Annotated in this window: 20 protein-coding genes; 10 read left to right on the forward strand and 10 right to left on the reverse strand. The window is 53.2% G+C overall.

Annotated features, from left to right (window positions below):
• Positions 1 to 7 precede the first annotated feature (7 nt).
• The 4 genes from leuS to BWM17_RS05350 are packed head-to-tail and all read right to left on the reverse strand — an operon-like array spanning position 8 to position 7473.
• Positions 8 to 2896 (reverse strand): leucine--tRNA ligase, encoded by a 2889-nt coding sequence (leuS, locus tag BWM17_RS05335; RefSeq protein WP_309492909.1) that lies wholly within the window; start codon positions 2894 to 2896, stop codon positions 8 to 10.
• Positions 2893 to 5658 (reverse strand): alanine--tRNA ligase, encoded by a 2766-nt coding sequence (gene alaS, locus BWM17_RS05340; RefSeq protein ID WP_309492910.1) that lies wholly within the window; start codon positions 5656 to 5658, stop codon positions 2893 to 2895. The genes leuS and alaS overlap by 4 nt, the downstream gene beginning before the upstream one ends.
• Before the next feature lie 44 nt (positions 5659 to 5702).
• Entirely contained in the window at positions 5703 to 6824 is a 1122-nt protein-coding gene (locus tag BWM17_RS05345) for a M20 family metallopeptidase (RefSeq protein WP_309492911.1), read from the reverse strand.
• 40 nt (positions 6825 to 6864) lie between these two features.
• Complete coding sequence (locus tag BWM17_RS05350; RefSeq protein WP_309492912.1) at positions 6865 to 7473, reverse strand: hypothetical protein; 609 nt, start codon at positions 7471 to 7473, stop codon at positions 6865 to 6867.
• 253 nt (positions 7474 to 7726) lie between these two features.
• Between BWM17_RS05350 and BWM17_RS05355 the strand changes: the two genes are divergently transcribed.
• Entirely contained in the window at positions 7727 to 8884 is a 1158-nt protein-coding gene (locus BWM17_RS05355) for a glycosyltransferase family 4 protein (RefSeq protein WP_309492913.1), read from the forward strand.
• A 31-nt stretch (positions 8885 to 8915) separates the two neighbouring features.
• Here the strand turns inward: BWM17_RS05355 and BWM17_RS05360 are convergent, their stop codons facing one another.
• Positions 8916 to 9461: a hypothetical protein gene (locus tag BWM17_RS05360; RefSeq protein WP_309492914.1), complete on the reverse strand. Its 546-nt coding sequence runs from the start codon at positions 9459 to 9461 to the stop codon at positions 8916 to 8918.
• 181 nt (positions 9462 to 9642) lie between these two features.
• Here BWM17_RS05360 and BWM17_RS05365 point away from each other — a divergent pair, with 181 nt between their 5' ends.
• The gene (locus BWM17_RS05365; protein WP_309492915.1) at positions 9643 to 10752 is read left to right on the forward strand and encodes an Mrp/NBP35 family ATP-binding protein; all 1110 of its coding nucleotides are present in this window, start codon (positions 9643 to 9645) and stop codon (positions 10750 to 10752) included.
• Positions 10753 to 10760: 8 nt separating this feature from the next.
• Here the strand turns inward: BWM17_RS05365 and BWM17_RS05370 are convergent, their stop codons facing one another.
• Positions 10761 to 12872 carry a vitamin B12-dependent ribonucleotide reductase gene (locus BWM17_RS05370; protein ID WP_309492916.1) on the reverse strand — a complete coding sequence of 704 codons (2112 nt, stop codon included), beginning with the start codon at positions 12870 to 12872 and terminating at the stop codon, positions 10761 to 10763.
• Between the two features lie 149 nt (positions 12873 to 13021).
• On the opposite strand from BWM17_RS05370, the gene BWM17_RS05375 reads away from it, so the two are divergent.
• The 5 genes from BWM17_RS05375 (at position 13022) to BWM17_RS05395 (ending at position 16928) form a co-directional block, all read left to right on the forward strand.
• Entirely contained in the window at positions 13022 to 13489 is a 468-nt protein-coding gene (locus BWM17_RS05375; protein ID WP_309492917.1) for a ferritin-like domain-containing protein, read from the forward strand.
• Positions 13490 to 13555: 66 nt separating this feature from the next.
• Entirely contained in the window at positions 13556 to 14494 is a 939-nt protein-coding gene (locus BWM17_RS05380) for an LLM class flavin-dependent oxidoreductase (RefSeq protein ID WP_309492918.1), read from the forward strand.
• Positions 14491 to 15408, forward strand: coding sequence for an LLM class flavin-dependent oxidoreductase (locus BWM17_RS05385; protein ID WP_309492919.1), 918 nt, complete (start codon positions 14491 to 14493; stop codon positions 15406 to 15408). The genes BWM17_RS05380 and BWM17_RS05385 overlap by 4 nt, the downstream gene beginning before the upstream one ends.
• Positions 15409 to 15445: 37 nt before the next feature.
• Positions 15446 to 15979, forward strand: a complete 534-nt coding sequence (afpA, locus tag BWM17_RS05390) for an archaeoflavoprotein AfpA (protein ID WP_309492920.1) — start codon at positions 15446 to 15448, stop codon at positions 15977 to 15979.
• 187 nt (positions 15980 to 16166) lie between these two features.
• Positions 16167 to 16928 (forward strand): glycosyltransferase, encoded by a 762-nt coding sequence (locus BWM17_RS05395; protein ID WP_309492921.1) that lies wholly within the window; start codon positions 16167 to 16169, stop codon positions 16926 to 16928.
• Positions 16929 to 17001: 73 nt separating this feature from the next.
• Here BWM17_RS05395 and BWM17_RS05400 read toward each other — a convergent pair whose 3' ends face one another.
• From BWM17_RS05400 to BWM17_RS05415, 4 genes are read right to left on the reverse strand one after another with little or no spacing between them, the layout of a single operon-like run.
• The gene (locus BWM17_RS05400; RefSeq protein ID WP_309492922.1) at positions 17002 to 18273 is read right to left on the reverse strand and encodes an ABC transporter ATP-binding protein; all 1272 of its coding nucleotides are present in this window, start codon (positions 18271 to 18273) and stop codon (positions 17002 to 17004) included.
• Between the two features lie 4 nt (positions 18274 to 18277).
• The gene (locus tag BWM17_RS05405; RefSeq protein WP_309492923.1) at positions 18278 to 19372 is read right to left on the reverse strand and encodes a FecCD family ABC transporter permease; all 1095 of its coding nucleotides are present in this window, start codon (positions 19370 to 19372) and stop codon (positions 18278 to 18280) included.
• A 60-nt stretch (positions 19373 to 19432) separates the two neighbouring features.
• Positions 19433 to 20254, reverse strand: a complete 822-nt coding sequence (locus BWM17_RS05410; protein ID WP_309492924.1) for a hypothetical protein — start codon at positions 20252 to 20254, stop codon at positions 19433 to 19435.
• A 28-nt stretch (positions 20255 to 20282) separates the two neighbouring features.
• The gene (locus BWM17_RS05415) at positions 20283 to 21230 is read right to left on the reverse strand and encodes a cobalamin-binding protein (RefSeq protein WP_309492925.1); all 948 of its coding nucleotides are present in this window, start codon (positions 21228 to 21230) and stop codon (positions 20283 to 20285) included.
• 78 nt (positions 21231 to 21308) lie between these two features.
• Between BWM17_RS05415 and cobD the strand changes: the two genes are divergently transcribed.
• From cobD to BWM17_RS05430, 3 genes are read left to right on the forward strand one after another with little or no spacing between them, the layout of a single operon-like run.
• Positions 21309 to 22430, forward strand: coding sequence for a threonine-phosphate decarboxylase CobD (gene cobD / locus BWM17_RS05420; protein ID WP_309492926.1), 1122 nt, complete (start codon positions 21309 to 21311; stop codon positions 22428 to 22430).
• On the forward strand, positions 22427 to 22780 hold the full coding sequence (locus BWM17_RS05425; RefSeq protein WP_309492927.1) for a cysteine-rich small domain-containing protein: 354 nt from the start codon (positions 22427 to 22429) through the stop codon (positions 22778 to 22780). The genes cobD and BWM17_RS05425 overlap by 4 nt, the downstream gene beginning before the upstream one ends.
• On the forward strand, positions 22777 to 24324 hold the full coding sequence (locus BWM17_RS05430) for a cobyric acid synthase (RefSeq protein ID WP_309492928.1): 1548 nt from the start codon (positions 22777 to 22779) through the stop codon (positions 24322 to 24324). The genes BWM17_RS05425 and BWM17_RS05430 overlap by 4 nt, the downstream gene beginning before the upstream one ends.

Below are 24324 nucleotides of genomic sequence, written 5' to 3' on the forward strand. Positions count from 1 at the left end.
CCACAAACTATTTCACGTAGATTCCCGGCCTGTAGGGCTCTGAAAGCGCGGCTTTCCGCTGGGGGTCGTAGGCTTCGGGGTCATCTGCCCTGTAAACAGCCACGGGGCAGCGGAACTCCTTTTCCAGAAAGGGCTTAGCCTCCTCCAAGTACGCCTTTTCATCCAGTTTACCGAGGAGAAGCCTCTTCTTCCGCATCTCCTCCGGCAGCTTAACCACCGCCTCTAAGGTCTTGTTTACAAACTTGGCGGCGGAGGCTCCTTTCTCTCGGAGGCTAGGCCTCGCCATCAACTCCCTGATTAGTGTTCCTCTTTCTTTCAGGTTTCCCCTCTTCAAGGCTTCTAGGTAGATTTCCCACTTCCACGGCTCCGCGGTGTAGTAGCAGATTTTTTTAGGTTTGATTTCCGTGACTTTGAGGATGTGCCGCGTGTCCTCCACCATAATCTTGATGGTGTTTTCCACCTCCTCAGCCTCCGCGTCTATCTTCTCCTCCCTGCAGGTAGGCCAGGGAAGGGTCGCTGCGAAGGGTTTCTTCCCCATGGTTTCCCATACTTCCTCGCAGGTGTGAGGTATAAAAGGCGTCAGCAGCCTAATCCAAACTTCCACGGCCTCCCTCAGAGTAGGCTGATGGAAAAGGCTGTTCCTCCTCATGTACCAGCGGAGGTCGTTCCACACCTCGTAAAAGGCTGTTTCCAAGGCAGTTCTGGTCTTCAGGGCTTCCAAAGCCTTGGTAACCTTTTCCACCCGCCTGTTGAGGGTGCTTATCAGCCACCTCTCAACCCGCCCCGGAGTTTCTTTCCCCCTCAGCGCTCGGGCGGCGAGGACGAACTTGTGGAAGGCTTGAAGGTGGGCTTTCACTTCCTTGAGGCTGCTGGCCCGCCAGTCCGGGTCGTCCATGCCTTCAGCGGCCAAAAGCACAGCGCACCGAGTCGCGTCAGCTCCATGCTCCTCCACAGCCTTCCGCAGGGGGATGAAGTTTCCTTTGGACTTGTGCATCTCCTCCCCCTCTACCCGCATGAACCCGTTGACCCCGATGGCCTTAGGCCAGTGCTCCGGGGGAAACAACGCCGCGTGGTGGAAAATGTAGAAAGTGAGATGATTGGGAACGAGGTCCTTCCCCGAATTTCTCAGGTCCACAGGATACCAGTAGAGGAATTCCCTTCTCATGGCATCCAGAGTCTCAGGGCGTAGTCCTACCTTTCCAGCCGTCTCAAGGAGTTTCCCTTTTCCGTAGAAGATGTAGTCGAAAACTTCCTCGGTTAACTGTTCGGGGGCGATGTTCTCCTGTTGGATATACTTGTTCACTGTGTAGAAGGCTGGGTAGACCGTGGAGTCGCTTAGGGTTTCCACAATCCAGTCGGAAGCCCAAGGCAGTGGGGTGCCCAGCCCTGTCTTCCTGGCGCAAGCCCAGTCGTGAAGCCATTCGATGACAGCTTCAAACCAGCGTCTTGCATCCTCAGGGTAGACTTGCAGCTTGGACAAAAGCTCTCGGGCTTTTTTCTTCCATTCGGGGTTGGAGTAGTTTAGGAACCATTGGTCACGGAGAATCTTAATGGTGCAGGGAGTGGTGCAGCGGCAGACCACAGGCTGGGGTAGGTCGTACATGGCGTCGGCTATCTGTTTTTCCTTAAATTCTTGGGTAAGTCTCTCTTTCACCTCCGCGACGCTTCGACCCGCATAGGAGCCGCAGTTTTCCTTCAAAACTCCCTTGTGAAACTCTCTCTTGTAGACGAGTTGGGTGGCTTCCTCGGCCTTAGGGTCCTTTTGGTCTTTCACCCCCAACCGGTCTACGGCTTCTAAAGCTGGGTATTCTCCGAAGCCTTCCACCTTTATGATGGAAATGGGTTTAATCCTCTTCACATTTTCAGCCTTCATTCCAAACCTTTCCAGCATGGCTGGGTTTTCTTGCAGGTCTTTCAAAGCCAGCCAGTCGTAGGGGGCGTGGGCTGGAACGCTGTAAACAACTCCGGAAGCGTCCTCCGGGTTTACAAACCAGCCGGGAAGGAGGGGAAGCTCTCTCCCCATCAGAGGGTCGAGGCATTTTTTGCCGAGAAGCTGGGCGCCCTTAAACTCTTTCAGGATTTCAACTTCTCTCAACTGTTCCCGCAGTTTTTCCGCTGCTCTTTTGCTGATGATCCAGTGTTCCCCGTTTACAGAGGCTTCCACGTAGTCGGCTTCCGGGTTCAGCCAGAGGTTCGTCGCCCCGAAGATGGTCTCAGGCCTAAAGGTAGCAGCGGGAAGGTAGGCTCCGTTCATCTTGAATTTTATCAGCACGTATTCTTCGGGGGTTACACCGCTTCCCTCCAGCCTGTCTGCTTCCCCGGTAGGGCTTTGACATTTGGGACACCAAACAACCGGATGGGTGCCTTTGACCACGTAGTTGCCTTCTTTCAACTTCCTGTACTGCCAGTCCACGAAGCGGCTGAAGAAAGGGTGGAAGGAGGTGGTGTGAAACTCCCTCCTCCAGTCGATGGACAAGCCCAGTTTCTTCACCGCTTCCCTGTTGTATTCGGTATAATACTTGGCCATGTAAACCGGGTCGGCGAACTTTTTCAGCTCCTCCTCAGGAACCCGGTCTACAACCTTCAAGGCTTGGATGAACTTCTCATCTCCAAGTTTGATTCGCTCAGAGGCTCCGGCCACAGTTTCACCAGTCCAGTGCCACGCCCAGGGGAAAAGCACGTTGAAGCCTTGCATTCGCTTGAAGCGGGCTATCACATCCACCCTGGAGCCGGTGTAGCCGTGACCTACGTGAAGCGGACCGCTCATGTAGGGGTAGGGGAAAGTTATAAAAAACTTGGGCTTTGAAGGGTCAGGGTCAGCCTCGAAAATCTTAGCTTCCCTCCACCGGCTCTGCCATTTTTCCTCCACAGCCTTCCACACTTTCTCCCAGCTCATCCGTGTCTGACCTCCAGTTGCTTGCGGATGATGCTCTCCAACTTCTCCAAAACATGGGGGATGAGCTCAGGCTTCGAGCTTCCTCCCTGTCCGAGGTAGGGTTTTCCCCCACCGCTTCCCTCAGCCTCCAAACCTAAGGCTGCTGCTGTTTTACCTGCATCAACTCCAGCTTCGACGGCTTTACTTCCGGCCATGACCACGAACCGCGCCGCTTTGTTCTGAACCGAGGCAAGAGCTGCCACCAGTGTGGGTTCGGTTTTAACCAATTCTGAGCTTGTTTTAATCATCTCTTCTACGGTCATTTCCGGGGCGAAAAAGTGAACAGCCTTGATTTTTCCAACATCTACAGCTTTGGGGAGAAGCAGAGAAGCCGTCAGTTTCGCCAGCCGCCCTTGGAGCTTTTCTATCTCCTTTCGGCTTTCTTTTCCCGCAGTCAGGAGGTTTCCCACGGCTTTTTCTAAACCCTCCACAGGGCTCTCTGTCAGTTCGGCTATTCTTCTCACCATGGAGGCTTCTCTTTGAACCTGTTGAAGGGCTGGGATTCCGGCTGCGAAGATGATTCTCTCCACCCCGTCTTGGATTCTCTCGGTTTTAAGTATCTTTATGAGGCCGATTTCCCCTGTGGTTTTACAGTGGGTCCCCGCGCAGGCCTCAGCGTCCAAGTTACCCACTTTCAGTATTCTTATTTCCTTCCCAGGGACGACTCCTCCTTGGTAGATTTTGAACCCGTATCGGGCTTCAGCTTTCTCCCTCGGAAGCCAAGCTGTTTCAACCTTCAGGTTATCCATAACCGCCCGGTTAGCCAGCTTCTCCAAGCAGTCCACCTGCTGGGCGGTGAGCCCTGCGTAGTGGGATATGTCCAGCCTAGCTTTGTCCACGTCCTTCATAGCCCCAGACTGCCAGATATGCTCCCCCAAGATTTTTCGGGCTGTGCCCAAGATGATATGGGTGGCGGTGTGATGCCTCATCAAGTTAACCCGTCTATCCCAGTCTATCTCCCCCCGAACCACGGTCTTGGGAGGGGGAGTGTTCCCTTTCACTTGGTGGAGGATCACACCGCCGATTTTCTGAACGTTCACCACCTCCACCTCGCCGCCTTTCCACCGTAGGTTTCCACGGTCGGCCAGCTGGCCTCCGCCTTCAGGATAAAAGGCTGTCTTATCCAAAATGACGTATTGCCGGTTGAAGACAGCCAAAACCCGGGCTTCAAACTCTCGAAGATACGAATTCTGGTAGTAGAGGGGAAGGGTTTCCGGAAGAGTTTTAACTTCCTCCTCCATCTTTTCCGGCCACTTTTTCTCAGCTTGAACCTTAGGAGCGCTCTCGTGGAGGCGGGCTATCTGTCCATAGAAGTCCTTGGGAATGAACACTTGAACACCTGCCTTCTCAGCGATCTGAGCCACATAATCAGGGGTCAGCCCGTGGGAGTCGTAGAGTTTCAAAAGAGCGTCTCCTGAGAGGCGGGCGGCTTTTTTAGCTTTCTCCTCAGCCACCAATCTTCTAACCAAGACTTCTCCCCGCTTCAAGGTTTCCCTGTACTTGGCTTCTTCAACTCTCGCCATGTCGTAAATTACCTCCGCTCTCTCGCGGTATTCGCGGTAGTCTTGAGCTATCTCCTCCAGCTGAAGCCTCAGAACCTCCTCTAAGGAAACTGTCATCTCAAGGTTCGCCAAAATCCTCAGGATTTTTCTGATGAGCAAGCGGGCGAGGTAGCCGGCTTGAACGTTGGAGGGAACGATTCCGTCTCCCAGCATGAAAACTAAAGTTTTGGCGAAATCGGCTATAGCGTAGAAAGCCCCCGCCAAGTTTAATGTTCTTTCAAACTCCTCCAGCGTTATGCCGAATTTTTCCGCCGTTTGAGCTTTCAGGGAGCTGAGGTTTGTTTCTTCAAAGTTAAGCGTCCCTCTCAGTTTAAAAAACTCCGCCAAGATGGCTTTTTCAGGCGGCTTCAAGCCTCCCAACGTGTAGAGCTTCTGGATGACGGTGGGGAAGGCGGCGTCGTACACTGTGGGAGCTCCTAGGCTCAGCCAGACGATTCTCTCCAGCCCGTAGCCTGTGTCCACGGTCTGGTTTGGAGAAGGAATAAGCTGGCTGTCCGAGGTTTTGTAGTGCATGAAGACGAGGGTAGCCACCTCTATTCCGTCCACGACTACCTCCAAGTCTTCACCTGCATTGCCTCCTCCCGTCCACATGTCTTCGACAAAGTTGATCTTCTCCGTGTTGATCCCCATCTCCCGGGTGAAGAACTCGTAGCAGTACCGGGCTGTTTCATCATTCCAGTAGATTCGTCTTTCCGGGGTGTTGAAAGCGTGGTGGGCCATCATCTCGAAGCTGGTCAGATGCCTCCCCGACTTACCCACGAGGTCCATGTCCGTGAACCTCACGCAAGGCTGGGATATGACCAAGGGGTTGGCGGGCGGAGGCATCAAACCTTCGGTAACCCAAGGTTGAAAATCGTAGATGGAGGCGCCTACAAAGTAGACATCGTCCCTCCACCTAGCCACCACAGGATACTTGGACACCCTCCGGTGGCCGCGGTGTTCGAAGAAGGATAGAAATTTCTCCCTAGCCTCAGTTAGGCTGTAGCTTTTCTTGGTGGCAGGCCTTCCTATGAAGGCGTAGCTGACGCAAGGTTGGTCTCCGCAGTAGGCTCCTTCAGGGTCTAGGGTCCAAAAATGCCGGCCGCAGGAACGGCATTTCCTCCTAACATGACCTTCCTCCCTGAAGAGGTCAACCTCGTAAATGGTGGGAAAGATTTGCAACCTCCCAGTTGACGGTGTTTTCTCTCGCTTTTAATAAACTCCTCTCAGGTTTTTAGAAATATGGTGGAAGCCGTTAGATAAATGTTAGCCGCCTCAACTACCGAGGGAAGTTCAACATACTCGTTGGCTCCATGTTCGTTTCCCCCTCTTGGTCCTAGGGTCACGGTCGGAATCCCCGCTCTGCCTACTAAGTAGTTTTCGTCGCCAACAGAAAGACCTATTCTCTTCCGGGGAATCTTGCCTCTGACCCTCAAACAGGCTTGCTCCACAGCTTGAAGGATGGGTTCGTTTTCCCCTATCCTGTAAGGTTTCATGTAGGGAGTCGGCCTCTTGAACAGTTTAACTTGAAACCTCGCTCGAAGGTGAAGGTTTTCGATGAAGGTTCTCACCTGGCTTAAAGCTTCTTCCACCTTCTCATCCACTCCTAGATGGCGGTCTAAAACCAACTTGCAAGAGTCAGGAACAGTCAAAAAATCAGTTCCGCCGTTTACGGATAAAACGGAAACCGACCCCCCCGCATCTAAAGGCAGCTTATCTAGAGCGAGGATAAGCTTCGCCGCCTCCCTCACAGCGTTAGACGCATGTCTTTTATCCAACAGAGCTGCGTGAGCCGAGGAACCTTGAATTGAAATGTCGTAAACAACTCGGCCTCTCCGAGCGATGTCCATGAAGTCAAGCCCTGTAGGCTCAGCGGAAACAGCGGCCTGAACGCCTTTAAGTTTTCGAAGGCGAATGAGAGTGTCGCATCCTCTGGAGTAAAGCTCCTCATCGCTGACGAGGGCGACGGTTAGGTTTCCCTTGAAATCAGCCTCAGCCAAGCGGCCGGCTGCCAAAAGGATGGCCGCGACTCCCGCCTTCATGTCGCAGGCTCCCAGCCCATAGACCCGGCTTCCCTCAACCACAGGTTTGAAAGGGGAACACCGCCAACCTTTCGTAGGCTCCACGGTGTCCAAGTGGCCGTAGAGCAGCAGCCCGCCTTCTCGGAAGCCTCCTCTAAAGGAGGCTAGAATGCTGGGGCCGCAGCCTGGGACCTCCACGGTTTCTATTTTGAGGCCGTAGTCGGAGAGAAAATCCGAGACATACGCAGCTATCTCATGCTCGTTACCGGTTACACTGGGGATTGAAATGAGTTTCCCGAGAAGAGGCTTAACTTGGCTTAGTTTCACAGGGGTAGGAGTCCGCGTAGCTGTAAACCTCGGAAACAGGCTACTTTAACTCAACAGCCTCCTCTTTCATACCCTCGCCGGTGATGATAAGGAAGTCAGCTCCGTCGCCGCTTTGAATATCCCGCGCCGTCGCCACTTTGATGCTTCGGATGACAAGTTCCTTAGCTTCCTCGAGGGTCATGTCCTCCCGGTAACTGGACTCTAAAACACCTGTGGCGATTTCCGCCCCGGAGCCCACGCAAGCATATTTGTCTGGAATGAGGGAGCCCAAGGGGTCGAGGACGACGATTCGACGGCCTTCGTCGTCAACACCGCCGATGATAGTCTGGGTCAGCAAGGGGAAAAGCCTCCTTTCAAAAAGAATATTGGCCATGACTTTAGCCACAGCATTAACTGAGGCCGCCCGCCGGGTTTCCATGGTATGGAGGGACGCGTAGGCGGCGACTTCCTTGGCTAACATCTGCATGTCAGCCACCATCCCAGCGCAGGCTGCGCCTATCTTGTCGGTTAGCTTGAAGACCTTCTTCCCAGCCTTACTCAGGACTAGGTAGCCGTAGGCAACCCTCTTCTCCGCCGCGAGGATGACACCTTCCTTACAGACCACTCCCACGGTGGTTGCCCCGGGGATGAAGGGATATTCATGGGCCAAAGAGTACACCTCAAAACTGTTTGAGTTATTAACCGCTCTCTTATAAATGTATAACGAAAAATAACCTTCTCCCCTCCTTGAATTCCAACGGTGGGGCAGGAGGATGCAAGCTTCAGGGCAGTTCCCCTTTTGAAGCGAAAGCTTCCTAGCCGGCCTTCCATGTCCTCGCTCAGGGCGAGAGGCTTTAGGTTTGAGGGAAAGGCATATACGTAGAAAATCGGGATAATCCCTTCACACAGCCACGGGAACAGGGATGAGAATCGTTCAGGTTAGGCAGAAGTTTCCGTTGGACGGTGGTGTGGAGGTTCACGTTTACCATCTATGCAAAAAGCTGGTGGAGAGAGGGCATGACGTAACGGTTTTCGCCTCCGACCGGGACCTATTCTGGAGGCGGTCGTACAGCTGCGGCCTTCAACACATAGACGGCATCAAAGTTCGTAGATTCAGAGCTTGGGGAAAAGTCTTCAGAAACCTCCTCATCCCATCCATGTTCCGGGCTCTGATGAATGGGGACTTTGACATCGTCCACGCTCACGGGCACTTCTACAACACCACGGAGATGGCGGCCCTCGCCAGCAAACTAAGCGGTAAACCCCTAGTTATCACCCCCCATTTTCAGCCCTACTGGGCCTACTTGGACAGGAAAGAGCGTCTAGCCCGCATGCTTTACGAGAGGTCCGTGGCACGGCCGGTGTTTCAGGCTGCCAAGAAAATCGTAGCGGTCTCTCCCTACACGAAAACCTATCTGGTCGAAAACTTCGGTGTCAAAGAGGAAAAAGTCCACGTGGTCCCTAACGGCCTTGACCTTTCAAGATTCACGAACCTACCTGATGGCTGGGAGTTTAGGGAAAGATTCGGAATAAGCGGTCTGATGGTGCTGTTTGTGGGGCATCTTTCCCAGAGGAAAGGAGTCCGATATCTGGTTCAGGCTATACCTCAGGTGCTGAAATCCATCCCCGACGCTGTGTTCGTCTTCGTCGGAGTTGACCGCGGAGAAAAGAGTCTTCTAGAATCTCTGATCAAACAGTTTGGAGTCGACTCGCATGTGGTTTTCACAGGCTACATGCCCGACGAGGAGCTTACCTCAGCTTACGCCGCCGCCGACCTGTTTGTTCTTCCCTCCCTCTTCGAAGCCTTCGGCATCACTCTTTTGGAGGCCATGGCCTGCGGTTTACCCATCGTGGCGACGAAGGTCGGAGGTATCCCTCACGTCGTCCTTGACGGGCAGACGGGGCTTCTTGTCGAAGCTGGGGACGCCTCCCAGCTTGCAGACGCTTTGGTCACTCTGCTTTCGGACAGGGCGTTGGCCAAAAAGATGGGAGAGCTGGGTAGGAAGGTTGCGCAGGAATACGGCTGGAACACTGTTTGTGATAAAATCTTGAAGGTCTATGATAAGGCTCTATCAGCTTAATCGCCAAAAAAAGGAGTTCGGTTAGATAGCTTTAATGTTCGTGGGGAACCAGTTCCTGCCGCTCTTCCTGCGTTATGAAGTAGATGTGCACGTCGTAATGGGGTTCTTCGAAACCGGGGTGGCCTTGGGGCAGAAACTCCACTGTTACATGGTCCACGTAGGTTTTCAACTCAGGCAAACCGAGCGCCAAGAAAGTCTCTTCCCCCTCGGGGCTTGGGATAGTTAGCTCTTGCATCATTTCTTGGGTGAACATGAACTCAACCCCTATGACTTCCTCATCGTGGACAAGGTAGATGGGTCCTAAGGGTAAGTCTTGAGGCCTAGCCCAATGCTCCCCCATCATAGGTACGAGTTCTGATAACTTCACAGCATCCTCAGGCAGTTTAGGAGCCGCTGTTTTCGCCAGCAAATCTTCCAGTTGCTGTTGAGCTCTTGCCAGGTCGTCTTGAGCCACATTCAGCTCTGACTGTAAGCCGGTAACTTGCGGTAAAGTAATCAGATACCCAGCAGCGATGCCGACAATTAGGCCTACGACCAATAAGACTGCTGATATTTTTCCGGTAGTCATTTTTTTCACCGAGTTGCTGCCCTTTGTTGATGTATAAATTTATTATAAATCTATTATATATTATATTTAAACTTTTAAAAATGAACCTACAGTCCACTTCCCCGATTATAGCGATTAGGTCTTCCGCCCTCAATCCTAATCCCACGATGTCAATAAATAAGTTGCAGAGAGTAGTTTCTTCAAGGTTTGAGTGGGTGAAGTTGGAGGCAGCGCGGCCATGACCTATCACGGTGAGCCTTCAAAGGAGAGAATCCTCGAAGTCTTGGAAAAGGTCCTAGATCCCGAGCTGGGTGTAAGCATTGTCAAGATGAACATGGTCAAGGATGTGAAAATTGAAAACGGCTTGGTGGAAATAACCCTCGCTCTCACCGTCTCTGGATGCCCCATGGTGGCCACCATCCGAACCAGCGTGGAAGAAGCCGTGCGGAAGGTGGAGGGAGTAAAAGCCGTTCGAGTTAACTTTGTGACCATGACCGAGGAGGAACGTAGAAAAGTTCTGCCCCCCGGATTCATCCCCGACCGAAGGCTGAAGCTTTTGAAACTGCCAAAAGGGGAGATCCGCCGCATGGTAGCCATAGCCTCGGGGAAAGGCGGCGTTGGAAAATCTTCACTCACAGCTCTTTTAGCTGTGGAGCTGAAAAGAGCAGGCTTGGAGGTAGGCATCCTAGACGGAGACCTCACAGGCCCCAGCATAGCTAAGGTCTTCGGCGTCGCAAGAGCGGAGGTCAATCCTTCGGGCATTCGCCCCGCCCTCACCAGGTCTGGGATAAAGATCATTTCCATGAATCTTCTCTTGGGGGACGAGGAATTGCCTGTGATCTGGAGGGGGCCCCTCATCCACAATGCCCTCCGCCAGCTCTACACCAACGTCCTGTGGGGAAGCTTGGACTACTTGTTGGTGGACCTTCCCCCGGGCACCAGCGACGCCCCCCTCACCGTGTTCCAGTCGCTTCCCCTCGACGGTGTGGTGGTGATTACAACCCCCCAAGACCTAGCTAGGATGGTGGTCATGAAGGCTGTCAACATGGCTAGGGGGCTGAGAGTTCCTCTTCTAGGAGTAGTGGAAAACATGGGCTACCTTCGCTGCCCTAAATGCGGAGAGAAAATCGAACTCTACGGGCCTTCTCACGCCCAAGACTTCGCCCGCACTGCCGCCGTGCCTTTCCTGGGAGCCCTGCCCTTGGACCCTGAGCTTTCCCTCCTCTGCGACCAAGGCCGAATAGAGGACTACCGAAACCCCGCCCTCATAGAAATAGTCAAGGCTATGACTTCGAGGATTAACCGGTATGTGGCAGGCTGAACCTGAGACTAGTGAGGGCAGTTGTCGGTGGGGCATCCGCCTGCAAACTCCGACTCCACCGTGACAGGTTCTTCAAGGTAAGGTTTCACTTCCAAGGGGCGAAGGCTGAGAACCTGCTCCCTTTTGCTCCCGTAACGGTAGACGGTGATGCCCTTGCATTTCAGCCTATAGGCCAGCAGAAAGGCTTTTCTCACCTCTTCCACGGAGGCCTCCGCGGGGAGGTTGATGGTTTTGGAGACGGCGTTGTCCACGTGCTTCTGGAAGGCGGCCTGCATGCGCACATGCCACTCGGGGTCGATGTCCAAAGCCGTCACAAAAAGCCTCCGCACATCCTCCGGAACCTCCCCCAACCCCCTCAAAGAACCTTTCTTGGCTAGGTTCATCATCAGTTCTCGGCTGTAGAATCCTCTGCGACGAGCTGTCTCCTCGAAGAGGCGGTTCACCTCCAAAAGCTTGGTTCCGCTCATGACGTTGCGGACGTAGGATATGGCGAAGAGAGGTTCGATGCCGCTGGACACCCCGGCGATGATGCTGATGGTTCCCGTGGGGGCGATGGTGGTGAGGGTGGCGTTGCGGAGGGCTTTAAATCCCCTCCCAGCCCAAAGGCTTCCTTCGAAATTTGGGAAAGAACCTCTCTCCTCCGCCAACTCCACCGACTTCTGACGGGCTTCTCGGGATATAAAACTCATGAGCCTTTCCCCCAGCCTCAAAGCTTCCTCGGAGTCGTAGGCAACCCCCAGTCTGATGAGCGCCTCAGCCCAGCCCATGATACCTAAGCCGATTTTCCTGTTGCCCTTGGTTATCTCTTCAATTTGGGGTAGAGGATACTTATTCACGTCGATGACATCGTCCAAAAATTGTACGGCAAGCCTCACAGTCTCCCTCAGCCTATCCCAGTCGAAGTCACCGTTTTCCACCATCCTGTCCACGTTGATGGACCCTAGGTTGCAAGACTCGAAAGGCAGCAAAGGCTGCTCGCCGCAGGGATTGGTGCTTTCAATGGGTCCCAGCTGAGGTGTGGGATTATGCCTGTTGATCTCGTCGATGAAGACCAAGCCTGGGTCTCCGGTTTTCCAAGCCATGTCTCCCATGAGGTCGAAGACAGCCTTAGCCCTCACCCTTTTCGTTTCTTCCCCGTTCCGGGGGTTGATGAGGCTGTAGTCTTCATCCTTCTCCACAGCCTCCATGAACCTGTCGTCCACGGCCACGGAGATGTTGAAGTTCTCCAGAAAACCCTCTCGGCTTTTGGCGGTGATAAACTCCAAGATGTCAGGGTGGCTGACGTGGAGAATGCCCATGTTGGCCCCTCTCCGCCGTCCCCCCTGCTTGATGACATCGGTGGACACGTCGAAAATCCGCATGAAGGACAGAGGCCCGGAGGCTATCCCCATGGTGGACTGAACCACGTCGCCCGCAGGCCTCAGCTTGGAAAAGGAGAAACCTGTGCCTCCCCCTGACTTGTGGATTAACGCCATGTACTTGACAGCGTTGAAGATGCCCTCCATGGAGTCTTCCACGGGGATGACGAAGCATGCTGAAAGCTGACCCACCTCTGTGCCGGCGTTCATCAGCGTGGGAGAGTTGGGGAGAAACTCCAACCCCGCCATCATCTTGTAGAAGCTGTTCTCAAGCTTCTCCATTTCTTCAGCGGTTTTTTTGTAGCCTAGCTCCGCGGAGGCTATGGCCTTGGCCACTCTTCTGAACATCTGACTGGGGGTTTCAGCCACGTTTCCTCTCCTGTCTTTGAGAAGATACCTCCTTCTCAAGACAGCGACAGCGTTGACGCTGAGCTTCAAATCGTCGGTGACGCCCAGAAACTTCTTGCTCTCCCTAACCTCCGCTCTCTTCTGCCGGTATAGAATGTAGGCTTTAGCCACCTCGGTCAAGCCTTCTTTCATCAGAGCTGACTCCACCAAGTCTTGGATGTCCTCCACGGAGGGTATGTGTCCCTCGTCGAAGCGGGATTCCGCATCGGTTAAAACTCGCTGTGTTATCCTTTCCACAGCAGCCTCGTCGCCTTTGCCCGTGGCGGCCATGGCCCTGTAAATGGCGCGGGTTATCTTGGCCGGGTTAAAGTCTTCCAAACGGCCGTCCCTTTTCCGGATGAACCTCACCTTCATGAAAAACAACCTCAAGGAGGCTTAACTTTGGGGCTCTCCCCCTATAGTTAAATTTGCACTGGTGATTGAAAAACTTGGGGAATGTTTTCAACAAAGCATAAATGGGCTGCTAACTTAATCAACATAAGTTTTGGAAGAGGGATCTTTCGATGGAAAACCTTCTAGGAAAACTCCGGAAACAGGAAGAGTTTGAAAGGGTTAACGCTGAATTCCTAAGCCAAACGGTGGCGAAGATGAAAAACATCGTGGTCAAACTGCTTTTACATGGAATAGCCTTAGACTCCTTGAAGCATTCTGACATCCTAAACGCCCTCATCGGCTTGTTTTCAGAGCCTACGGCTCTCTCCGATGATGAGAGGAACATGCTGGAGGAGAATCTTCAGAAGCACATCGAATTTGAGGAGAAAATGCTTAACGAATACGCGGAAATCGTCGAGGAAACCGAAAACAAGGAGGTAAAGTTTCTGCTGGAGTACATTCTATCCGACGAAAAGAGACACCACCAGACAATAAAGGAGATCATGGAGCAGATCGTAAACAGGGAAACCATCACAGAGGAAGATTGGTGGGAGATACTGTACAAGGACGCCGTATCCCACGGAGCTCCCTCAGGCTGACCTCAGCTTTCTGCCAGGCTGGGAGACCGGTTGCACCTAGACTTAGGTATCACTACAGGTAACCCCGTGGAAAGAGGAAGCTGGCTTTTCTCTCTAGCGGAAAAAAAGAAACTTCACGGAATCTGGATAGGGGAAGACATCGACAGGCTTAACGACATCTTCACCGTGACCAGCCTCCCGCTGCTGGAAACCACCACCCCCCTAGTGGGGATAGGAATCACGAGCCCCCTCATTCGAAACCTTTCCACCCTCGCCCGAGCCGCCCTTGCTCTCCATGAACTGTCTCCCCACAGGTTCAGACTCGGCTTGGGCATCGGAGGCCTTCGTGACTTGGAGAAAAAAGGCATCCCCCTCTCCAACCCAACCCAAATCTTACGGGAGGCAGTAAGCTTGCTGAGGAGGATGTGGTCAAAGGAAAAGGTTACCTCTCGAGGGCTGTTTCCGCTCAACGGCTACGAAGTCGGAGGCCGTGCGGAGATTCCCATATTTTTCGGAGTTAGAGGGCCTCGGCTGCTGAAGCTGGCAGGCGAGCTGGCTGACGGTGTCATCCTCAGCGGCCCCAAGTCCTATGTTAAAACAGCCGTGAGCTTGGTTAAGGAGGGACTGGAGAAAAGACCTCAGCTTCCCAAGGTCTTCACCATCGTAGTTTGGATGCCCACTCTGCTGATTTTGAGGGAGGAAGATCTAGCCTTGGCCAGAGAGACTGTGGCTGTGGTTTCCGCCGACGTTCCGGAAAAAGTTTTGGAGATGTCGGAGATAGACCGGGAGCTGGTGAAAACTGTGCGGAAAGCCGTCTTGAAAGATGGCGTTCAACAAGCCGCCGGGCTGGTGACCGAGGAACTTTTAAAAGAATTCTCCGTCTCCGGAAGCGCCAGCGAAGTCTGCGGGGAACTTCGCTCCTTTAGGGAAAACGGTGTGGACGAGGTTGTCTTCGGGCCTCCCTATGGAAGAGACTGGAAAGCCTCCGTCACAGCCCTTGTGGATGCTTGGGGGAGCCTTCTGTGAAGTACTGCCTTAACATCAACGCCAACATCCCCCTCAGCGAAGTTGTGAAGAAAGCCAAGGAAGCGGAGCGTTTGGGCTTCGAATGCCTCTGGATATGCGACGGTGTCACCCAGCGTTTCGGGCCTGTGGCAGCCTCGGCTGTAGCCTTCCACACAGGCAGCGTAACCGTCGGCTTGGGGCTCACGCCCTTCATTCATTCTCCCCGCCAAATAGCCGCCGCTCTTCTCACCCTGATCCGACGTTACGGAGAACGCTTTGAACTCAGCTTGATTCCTGGGGACAAAAAGCTTCTCAGCCAGGTGGGCGTTCAATTGGCGGGGGTGAAGGCGGTTCCCCAGCGTATCTTGGAGGCTAAGGCTGAGGTGGAAAAGATCCTCCGCGAAAAGAAAGTTCACTGTTCAATTTGGGTTGGAGCTCAAGGTCCAAAGATGTTGAAGGCAGCCGCCTTGTTCGACGGAGTTCAGCTGAACTTCGCCTCCCCACGGATGATAAGATGGGGTCTTGAACAGCTCAGAGAAGCGGGAATGAGAAAGGAGTTTAAAGTGGGGGTTTTCGCCCCCGCCTACGTTTTCGAAGACTTTGAAGAAAAACTCTACAAGCGCATGGAGAAAGCTGCCTCCTTAGTCGCCTTAGGGGCCTCCAAGGCTCTCATGGAGAGGTTTGGGTTTTACGAGAGAATGCGGCTGCTGCAGGCTCAAAACCAAGGCCCAGAGGCCCTCAACGTTCCCTCCGATATACTGGAAGAGTTCTCCATATCCATGCCTTCCCAGCGGCTCGGTGACTACATCGCCCAGCTCGCCATGTTAGGCGTTAAGTATGTGGTCTTCGCTCACCCTCAAGACTATTCGCTGAAAACCATCCGGGAGCTGGCGGAGGCTATCCAAAAGCTCACTGGCAGTCGGCAGGTTAAATAGCTGAGAACCTCTAAAAAACTAGGAGGGAAGTTTTGCTGTGAAGATTGCTTGGGGCATAAGCGGGTCCGGAGATTTTCTCCAAGAAACTATATCGGTCATAAGGGAGCTGGTGAAGAGGAAAGATTTGAAAGTAACCGTCTTCCTGTCCAAGGCAGCTGTCAACGTGGTAAAATGGTACGGCCTATGGGATGCTTTGCGGGGAATTTCTCCGAATCCCCTCCTTGAAGAAGGACCCAACCAGCCTTTCATCGCAGGAGCTCTTCAGAAAGGAAAATACAAACTCCTCCTAATCGCTCCGGCCACCGCTAATACTGTGGCCAAAGTAGCCCACGGAATCGCTGACTCTCTGGTGACCAACGCTGTTTCCCAAGCTTTAAAGGGGTGTATACCTGTGTTCATTCTGCCTGTAGACCAGAAAGCCGGCACAACTGTCACCGTTCTACCTACTGGAGAGAAACTTGAAATAACCGTTCGAGAAGTGGATGCGGAGAACGTGGAGAAACTCCGATGTATGAAAGGCCTGACGGTGCTGCGAAGACCTGAAGAGCTCTTAGAGCTGATTGAAAAATAAGCAGCTGACCGCGAATCATGAACGCTAAAAGAGGCGTTTTTCCGGAAGTCGCAAACCAAAGCAGCCTTTGGGAGACGGTGATTCGCAGTTTTCCATAAACATATTGTGGGCGTGATGTAGGTGAGAATTAAATATGGGTGGGAGTATAAATATGCCGCCCTTTTTAAAATAATTTGGGAGTTCGGCTATGAGCGAAGCGGCGTACAGTAAAACTGTTCAGCCTAAAGTCACCGTCATATTTACCGCTAGGAACGAGGAAGCTACCATCGGAAAATGTGTTGAGGCTGTTAAGAAAAGCAAGTACAAGCCAGCCGTCTTGGTGGTGGACGGTTACTCCACTGACAATACTATCCAAGCTGCGAAAAAAGCCGGAGCTAAAGTCGTGCTCCAGGAAAGGCGGGTTTACCCCGGTAAAGGGGTTGCTATGAAGACAGGGATCAAGACCGCTCTCAAAGACGGCGCTGACATCATTGTGTTCTTGGACGCGGACATTGAAAACTTGGACAGCAGCTGGCTTGATAAGCTGGTTGATACTCTTCTCGTTGAAAGATACGACATGGTCAGAGGCGCCTACTTCCGAGCTCTGAGGGATGCCCCCGTGACCAAGCTCGTGGCTAAGAGGCTTATACATATTTTCTTCCCTGAGCTGGAGCACTACGAGCAGCCTCTGACAGGCGAGGTTGCAGCGAAGGCGGAAGTTTGGAGAAAAGTGCTGGAGCAAGACCTTCCAGACGGATGGGGCATTGACATAGCCATCTTGTTGGAATGCGCCATGCACGGCTTCAGCATCCGGGAGGTTCACTTAGGCTTCAAAGAACACCGATCCTATCGCCAATACTGCGAAGACGTATCCAAGCTTGGGAAGATGAGCGAACAGGTTGCTGTGACCATTCTGCTGGCTGCCAGAAAATACAACAGAATCGACAACCTAGATGAAATTCACCCGTAGGATAAAAGGACGTATCCCTGCATAAACCGTCCTAGGGAACAAATATCTTTTGAAGGTTAAAATCTAAAAAAATCTAATCTTTCACCTTTTCAAACTCGTCGAGACGGCAAAGCGCCTCTTCCACGCTGGAAACAGTTGTGGCTCCCCCGTTCTTCAGCTCCCTCCAGAGTTCCTCCGCCTTCCCACCCGTGAAGTCTCTTTCCTTGATGGGTGTGTCCTCAATCATTATTATGAGCTTCCCATGTTCCAGAGCCCATTTCACCGCTTCTAGATTTTTCATATTGGCGTAGCCGAAGGGGACATCGGTTAAGACGACGACGTCAGCCTTCTCCACCATCTCTAAATTAGCCGCTTGGGCCTTCTCGGTTATGGGGGAAAAGGGCGCCTCTCCCACCACTGGAACTTTCAACATGTCAGCTACTTCATGGTCGCTGTCCAAAAGGTTGAGGACGCCTGCGGTGACGTTAAACCTGTGGTCCACTAGGGAGTTGAGTAGCGAAACCCCGGAGCCGCCTCCGCAGATGACGTGAACCTTCAACCTTCTAGGCTGTTTAGCTTCAGGTCTGGAGGTGGAAACAGGCATCACGTAAATGGAGCCTGTTACAGGGTGAGTTTGAACGAGGACGTTGACTCCGTAGACTTTCTTGATGTTCTCACCGGTTAACACGTCTTTCATGGAGCCTATGGAGAAAATTTTTCCATCCTTCAGCAAGACGACTGAGTCGCAGTATTTGGCTGCGAGGTTGAAGTCGTGGAACACCGCCAAGACCACCAGTTTCCTCTGCTGGGAAAGTCTCCTTAACAGATCCATTATCTCTATCTGATGGCAGATGTCCAAGTGGGTTGTAGGCTCGTCGAGGAGGAGGATTTTAGGCTCCTGAGCCAGAGCCCGCGCTATGATGACCCGCTGCTTTTCCCCGCCGCTTAGCTGGCTGAGAAGTTTATCAGCCAAATGCCATGTGCTCGTCAACTCCATGGCTTCTCTGGCCACGGCTAGGTCTTGTTCATCCTCAAATTTGAAACGGCTGAGATGGGGATTCCGCCCCATCAAGACTGCTTCCAAGGCGGTGAAGTCAAAGGCTAGGCTGGTGTCCTGGGGAACCACTGCCATGGTTCTCGCCACTTCCACGTTTTTCAGAGAGTAGACGTCCACCTCGTCCAGGAAGATGGTTCCAATACGAGGCTTCAGTGTTTTACTGATGGCTCTGAGAAGGGTTGTTTTACCTGAACCGTTGGGGCCTAGGATGCCTACGAAGTCGCCGCCCTTCACCGAAAAGGTTACGTCCTCGAGGATTTTAACGGAGCCGTAATGGCATGTGACTCCGCTGATATTCAGTGTGACCATGCTTTCAGCCTCCATGCCAGCCGACGACGGTTTTCCTTTTACGGAGGAGGTACAGAAAGAAAGGGCCTCCGAAGAGGGCTGTGATCACGCCCACAGGCAGCTCTGTGGGCTGAATCACTGTCCTAGCCGCCGTGTCGGATAGGATTAAGACTATCATGCCGGTGAGTGCTGAGGCGGGTATCAGGAAGCGGTGGTCGGCGCCTACGAGGATCCGGGTTATGTGAGGAATGATCAGGCCGACGAAGCCTATGATGCCGCTGAAGGAAACCGCTGTAGCTGTTATCAGGGAGGCGAAAACCAGCATGATTTTCTTCAACTTTTCCGCTTCCACCCCCAACTGCTGAGCCTGCTCTTCTCCAAGCAGCATGATGTTGAGGTCTCGGGCGAAGATGTAGATTATTAGGATGCCGAAAACAATAGGAGGGAAAGCGATCTTCAGATGGTTCCAGTTGGTGGTGGAAAACCCTCCTAGAAGCCAGAAGATCAGGGCGTGAAGAGATTCCCCCGCAGTAATCATGACAAAAGAAATAATAGCCGAAAGGAAGCTGCTGACCGCTATCCCCGCCAGCAATAGAGTCAGCATGGGAATCCTCGTCCCGGTCTTGGCAATGTTGTAGACGGCGAACACCGTAACAAGAGCCCCGAGAAAAGCTGTGATGGGCACAGCGTACAGAACCCCTAAAACCGTGGTTCCCATGCCGAAGCCTATAGCTAAAGCAGCGCCCAAACCAGCTCCGGAAGAGATACCTATCACGAAGGGGTCGGCCATGGGGTTGCGGAGCAAACCCTGCAAGACTACCCCTGCTACAGCCAGCGCCGCCCCCACTAGACCCGCCCCCAACACTCTCGGGAGTCGAGCGTGGAGGACGATGATCCTCTCCACGTCGGAGGGAGGACTCCCTTTAACCAGTCCTCCCAAGTAGGGTAGCTCCCGGACGATGACTTGGAAAACGTGGGAAAAGGGGATTTTAACAGGTCCTATGGCTGTGGAGAAGATAATGGTCCCTAAGACCGCTAAAAAAAGGAGGACAGTGGAGATCTTCCACCAAGCAAACCGTTTAAGATAGTCTCGGCCTTCTTTCAACGCTTTTTCAACCAAGACATCTGATGGCAGTGGGAAGCCCGGCGAAGGCTTGGAAGGCTGCCCTGAACATGTCTTTTACATCTTCCCCTCCATTTGGCTTTGTCTCCGCTTCAGAATCTTCAATACTTCTTGAGCTTTTTTCGGATCATAGGCGAGAAGGGTGCCCTGCGCATAGCGGGATGCCAGAAGAGCGGCCTTGGTAAGGGCTCCTGTCTCCGCTTCTTTGGCGTAGAGCCCTATGTAGAAAGGTTTCTTCAGCTTCCTCTTGAAGGCGTTGGCTAGAATTTCAACCCAGTAGAGGGTCAGATAAGTTCGGTCGTAGATGGGGACGACGAAGAAGCTGACATGGCTGGAGAGAAAGTCTAAGTCTAAACCGAACCTTTCAGGATGGAAGGGGTCTGGATAGAGGGTTACTGAGAACTCTTTGTCTGTTAGATCAGAAGCCTGCGCGACGAATTCGTTTACCACGTGCTGCCGCCATCGAACCCAGTTAAGCCCGCTCTCTCTCCATTTTCTTTTGCACTCTTCGCAGACGCAGTATTCTTCTCCCGGAAAACCCAAGCAGTCGAGGTGGATGCCCTCTACCTCTTCGCTGGAAGTTTGCGCGATCAGCTTCAAAAGATAGGAGCGATATTTCTCCCTACTCGGGCATATCCAGTCGCAGTAAAACCAGCCTTGCCCCTCTTTCCTTGTAGCCTTCCTTTCCTTGGAGAGGCATATCCATTCAGCGTTTTCCCGGGCCGTTTTATTGTCGCCGAAGCAGCTTATGACGTTATGCGAACGGGGAACAGGCTTGCTGACTCTGCCAGTCACGTTTTTAACATAATGGAAGTAGATGTCTCCTCCGTCAGGCCAAGCCGGCTCATCCAGCACTATTCCGATCTTTTTGCCTTCCAATTTCAACTCCTTCTGGCCACTTAGACGCTTACTGCTCAAACAATTCGGGGTGAATGGCTTTAGCCAAGGCTTCCAGCCCATTCACGATCCTTGGGCCCGGCCTGCTGAGAAGGTCGGGGTGAATCTGATATATCCTGTCGTTTTTCACAGCTTCTATTTCACTCCACCCGGGTCTGGCTTTAAGCTCCTCAGGCGACACCCCCGGCATGGGAGCGTCTGGAGGCGTGATGATGATCACGTCGGGATTTCTGCTCAGCACTGTTTCCAAGCTGACTTCCGGATACTTGGTCGCGGCGTCTTCGAAGATGTTAACTCCTCCCGCCAGTTCGATGAGGCTGTGGGCGAAGGAGCCGGGCCCGGCGCTCATCAGAGGGTCATGCCAAACCTCATAGTAAACCTTCGGCCTCTCTTCTCTGGGTATAGCCTCTGTCTTCTCGGTTATGGCTGCGATCCTCTGCCTCAGCTCTTCCACAAGCTTCTCAGCAGCCTCCTCTCTCCCCGTGGCTTCTCCAACCAAAATTATGTCGTTCAGTATGTCTTCCATATCCTGCGGCGACAAGGCTATGACCGTTATGCCCAACTCCTCCAGCCGTTCTACAAATTTCTCCTGAACTCCCCCTGTAGCCAGCACCAAGTCCGGCTCTAAGCCTACCACAACTTCGATGTTGATGTTGGCGAAGCCTCCTACCTTTGGCTCTATGTCCGCTGCCTCCGGAGGATAGTCAGAGTAGGTGTCCACTCCTACTACTTTATCCCCTAAACCTAGAGCGAAGAGTATCTCCGTGGTGCTCGGCGCCAAGGAGACTATCCTCTCCGGGGGGTAACTGGTCAATGTGACTGTTCTCCCAAGGTCGTCGGTGACCGTGACGGGGCCGGAAGGCTGGATGGGCGTGGCATACTGCCAAAAAGCCGCTGCGACGCCTCCCACGATGACGGCTATGATCACGCCTATGAATAGGATTTTTAGGGAAGTCATGGTTGAATCACTGGTTGGATAATCTATCCAAGACTTTATAAACCTAAATATATAAAATTTTTCTGGAAGGTAGTATCATTGAAGCCTCCCTCCGAAGTAGCAAGTCTGAAACCCTGTGTGCACGGTGGAGAAATTTTTCAGGTAGCAGAGAAATACGGCCTAGACCCTAGGGAGCTCCTGGATTTCAGCGCCAACATAAACCCCTTAGGGCCTCCGCCTGAGGCCCTTGAAGCTGTTAAAGCCAGCCTGTGGGAGGTTTCCCTCTATCCTGAAACAGATTCCGCGGCGCTTCGAAGGGCCCTAGCCCAGCATGTGGGCGGCCTGACCTCCGAAAACGTCATCTTAGGCAATGGTTCCACGGAGCTTATCCACCTTTTCGCTCAAGTTTTTCTGAGAAAAGGCAGCAGAGCGGTTATCCCCTCTCCTACCTTTGGGGAGTATGAAGCCGCTGTCCTGAAGGCTGGAGGTAAACCCGTTTTCGTAGAAGCGGGGGAAGATTTTTCTTTCCAAGTCGACAAGATTTTGGGGAAGGTGGATTCCCGAACTGTTATGGTTTTTTTGTGCAACCCCAACAACCCTACCGGAGCCCTCATGCCTGCGGAAGAGTTGATAAGCCTCATCGAAAAAGCGGAGGAGAAGGGCATCCTAGTCTTCTTGGATGAAGACTGCATGGATTTCGTGGAAGACGGGAAGCGTTTCTCCCTGTCAGGGAATGTGGAAAAACATCCTAACCTCTTCACTTTAAGGTCCTTCACCAAGTTCTACGGTATGCCCGGCCTTCGAATAGGCTACGGGTTTGCCTCCAAAAAAATCATCGAACCCATGTTGGGGTTGAAGATACCTTGGAACGTTAACTGCTTAGCTCAAGCCGCAGCTCTTCAAGCTTTAAAGGCTCAAGATTACCCGCGGAAGACTAGGGAGCTCATTCAAAAAGAAAGACTTTTTCTGATGGAGGAGCTTAAAGGTTTCAACAACCTGAGAGTCTACCCCACGGAAGCCAACTTCATTCTCATCGACATAGAGGGCTCAGGTTTAACAGCAGCGCAGCTTAAAGAAAAAATGTTGAGACAAGGTATCCTGATCAGGGACTGCAGCTCCTTCCGAGGTTTAAGCAGCCGCCACGTTCGAGTGGCGGTGAGAAGTCGGAGGGAAAACCTGAGGCTGCTGGAAGCCCTCCGAAAGGTGTTGAAAAACCCATGAGGCCTATGGGCAGGGATTACGTGGAAGAAACCATCCGGTCAGGGAAGCTCAGAGGCCCTGACAGGACCTGCCCCTATTATCCCTGCCACAGGGAAGGCCATGACTGCACATGGTGTTTCTGTCCCTTCTACCCCTGCTTGGACGAGTCCAAGGGAGGCCTATGGGTGAAAAATAGCCAGACAGGGAAAACCGTCTGGAGCTGCAAAGGCTGCGAATGGATTCATGAGCCTAAAATCGCTGAACGAGTGCTCGCCGAGCTGTTAAAGGTGAGAAACAAGCCCGGGGCCCCCAACCGCAGCCAGCTGCTTCGAATTTTAAGGCGAATCTCAGAGGAGGATCGGGGAAAATGAAGGCCAAAACGTTGATGGTTCAAGGAACTTCCTCCCACTGCGGTAAAACCTTGCTGGTCGCCGCTTTCTGCAGGATCTTTTCCGACGCCGGCTATAGGGTGGCACCCTTCAAAGCTCAGAACATGTCCCTGAACTCCTTTGTCACCGAGGACGGAGCTGAAATCGCTCGGGCTCAGGCACTCCAAGCCTTCGCCGGCGAGGTTAAACCCTCCGCGGACATGAACCCCATCCTGCTCAAGCCCAAAGGCGACATGACCTCTCAGATAGTCTTCCACGGCAAGCCCTACAGGGATATGGGGGTTGAAGAATACTACAGGGATTTCGCCCTCACCAAAGGCTGGGAAGGCGTCCAAGCCTCCTTCAACCGGCTGGCTTCTGAATACGATTTGGTTCTCATCGAAGGGGCGGGGAGCCCTGCGGAGATTAACCTCTACGAAGTGGACATCGCCAACATGCGCACCGCGGAGGCCGTGGGAGCGCCTGTCCTGCTGGTTGCCGACATCGACCGAGGCGGCGTCTTCGCCAACTTGGTAGGCACCATGGAGCTTCTTAAGCCTCGCCACCGGAAACTGGTCAGAGGCTTCATCATCAACAAGTTCCGAGGCCATCTGAGCCTCTTGGAGAAAGGCCTGAAGCAGCTGGAAGCCCTCACAGGGAAGCCTGTGCTGGGGGTTCTCCCTTACATCCCCGGCCTGCTGCTGCCGGGGGAAGACTCCGTTTCCCTAGAAGAAACCCGCCCTTCAGCTTCCCCAGTGTTGGACATCGCCGTCATCAGGCTGCCTAGGATATCCAACTTCACCGACTTCGACCCTCTCCAACTGGAGCCGGGGGTTCAGGTTCGCTACGTGGAATGCGCTGAGGCCTTGGGTAAGCCTGACGCCATCATTCTCCCGGGGACGAAGAACACCGTTCAAGACCTCCTCTGGCTGCGAAGCTCCGGGTTAGCCGCTGAGATCATTCGAAGGGCGTTGGAGGACCATACCCCTATCCTAGGAATCTGCGGAGGCTACCAGATGCTGGGAAAACGCGTCGTCGACGAAAAAGGAATCGAAGGCGGGTCTTCCACATGCGTGGAAGGTTTAGGCCTCTTGGACGTGGTCACCGAGTTCGGAGCGTACGCTAAGACAACCCGGCAGGTTTCGGCTCAGGTGGTGGGAGACGGCCCTCTGCTGGGGGCGGTTAAGGGTGAAAGCTTTTCCGGATACGAAATCCACATGGGCACCACCCATCTGGGGAAAGACGTTCAGCCGGCTTTCCGAATAACCCGGTTGGGTAAAAAGCCTGCGCGAAGGCTGGAAGGCGTCACCGACAGGCGGGGGCTAGTCATCGGAACCTACATCCACGGCCTTTTCGACGCGCCCCCCATCCGGAAAGCCTTCCTCACCTATCTATCCTCCCGGAAAGGCGCTGTCTTCAACCGGTTTAGGGGAAGCGTCTGGAAAGCTTGGCAGCGGGACCTAGAAAAGCTAGCCCAAACCGTTAAAAACCATGTGGACATGGACAAAGTCTGCGAAATAGTGGGACTGCCTCCCCTCGGCGGCTGA

It is taken from the genome of Candidatus Hecatella orcuttiae (assembly GCF_002009985.1).
Lineage (GTDB): Archaea > Thermoproteota > Bathyarchaeia > Hecatellales > Hecatellaceae > Hecatella > Hecatella orcuttiae.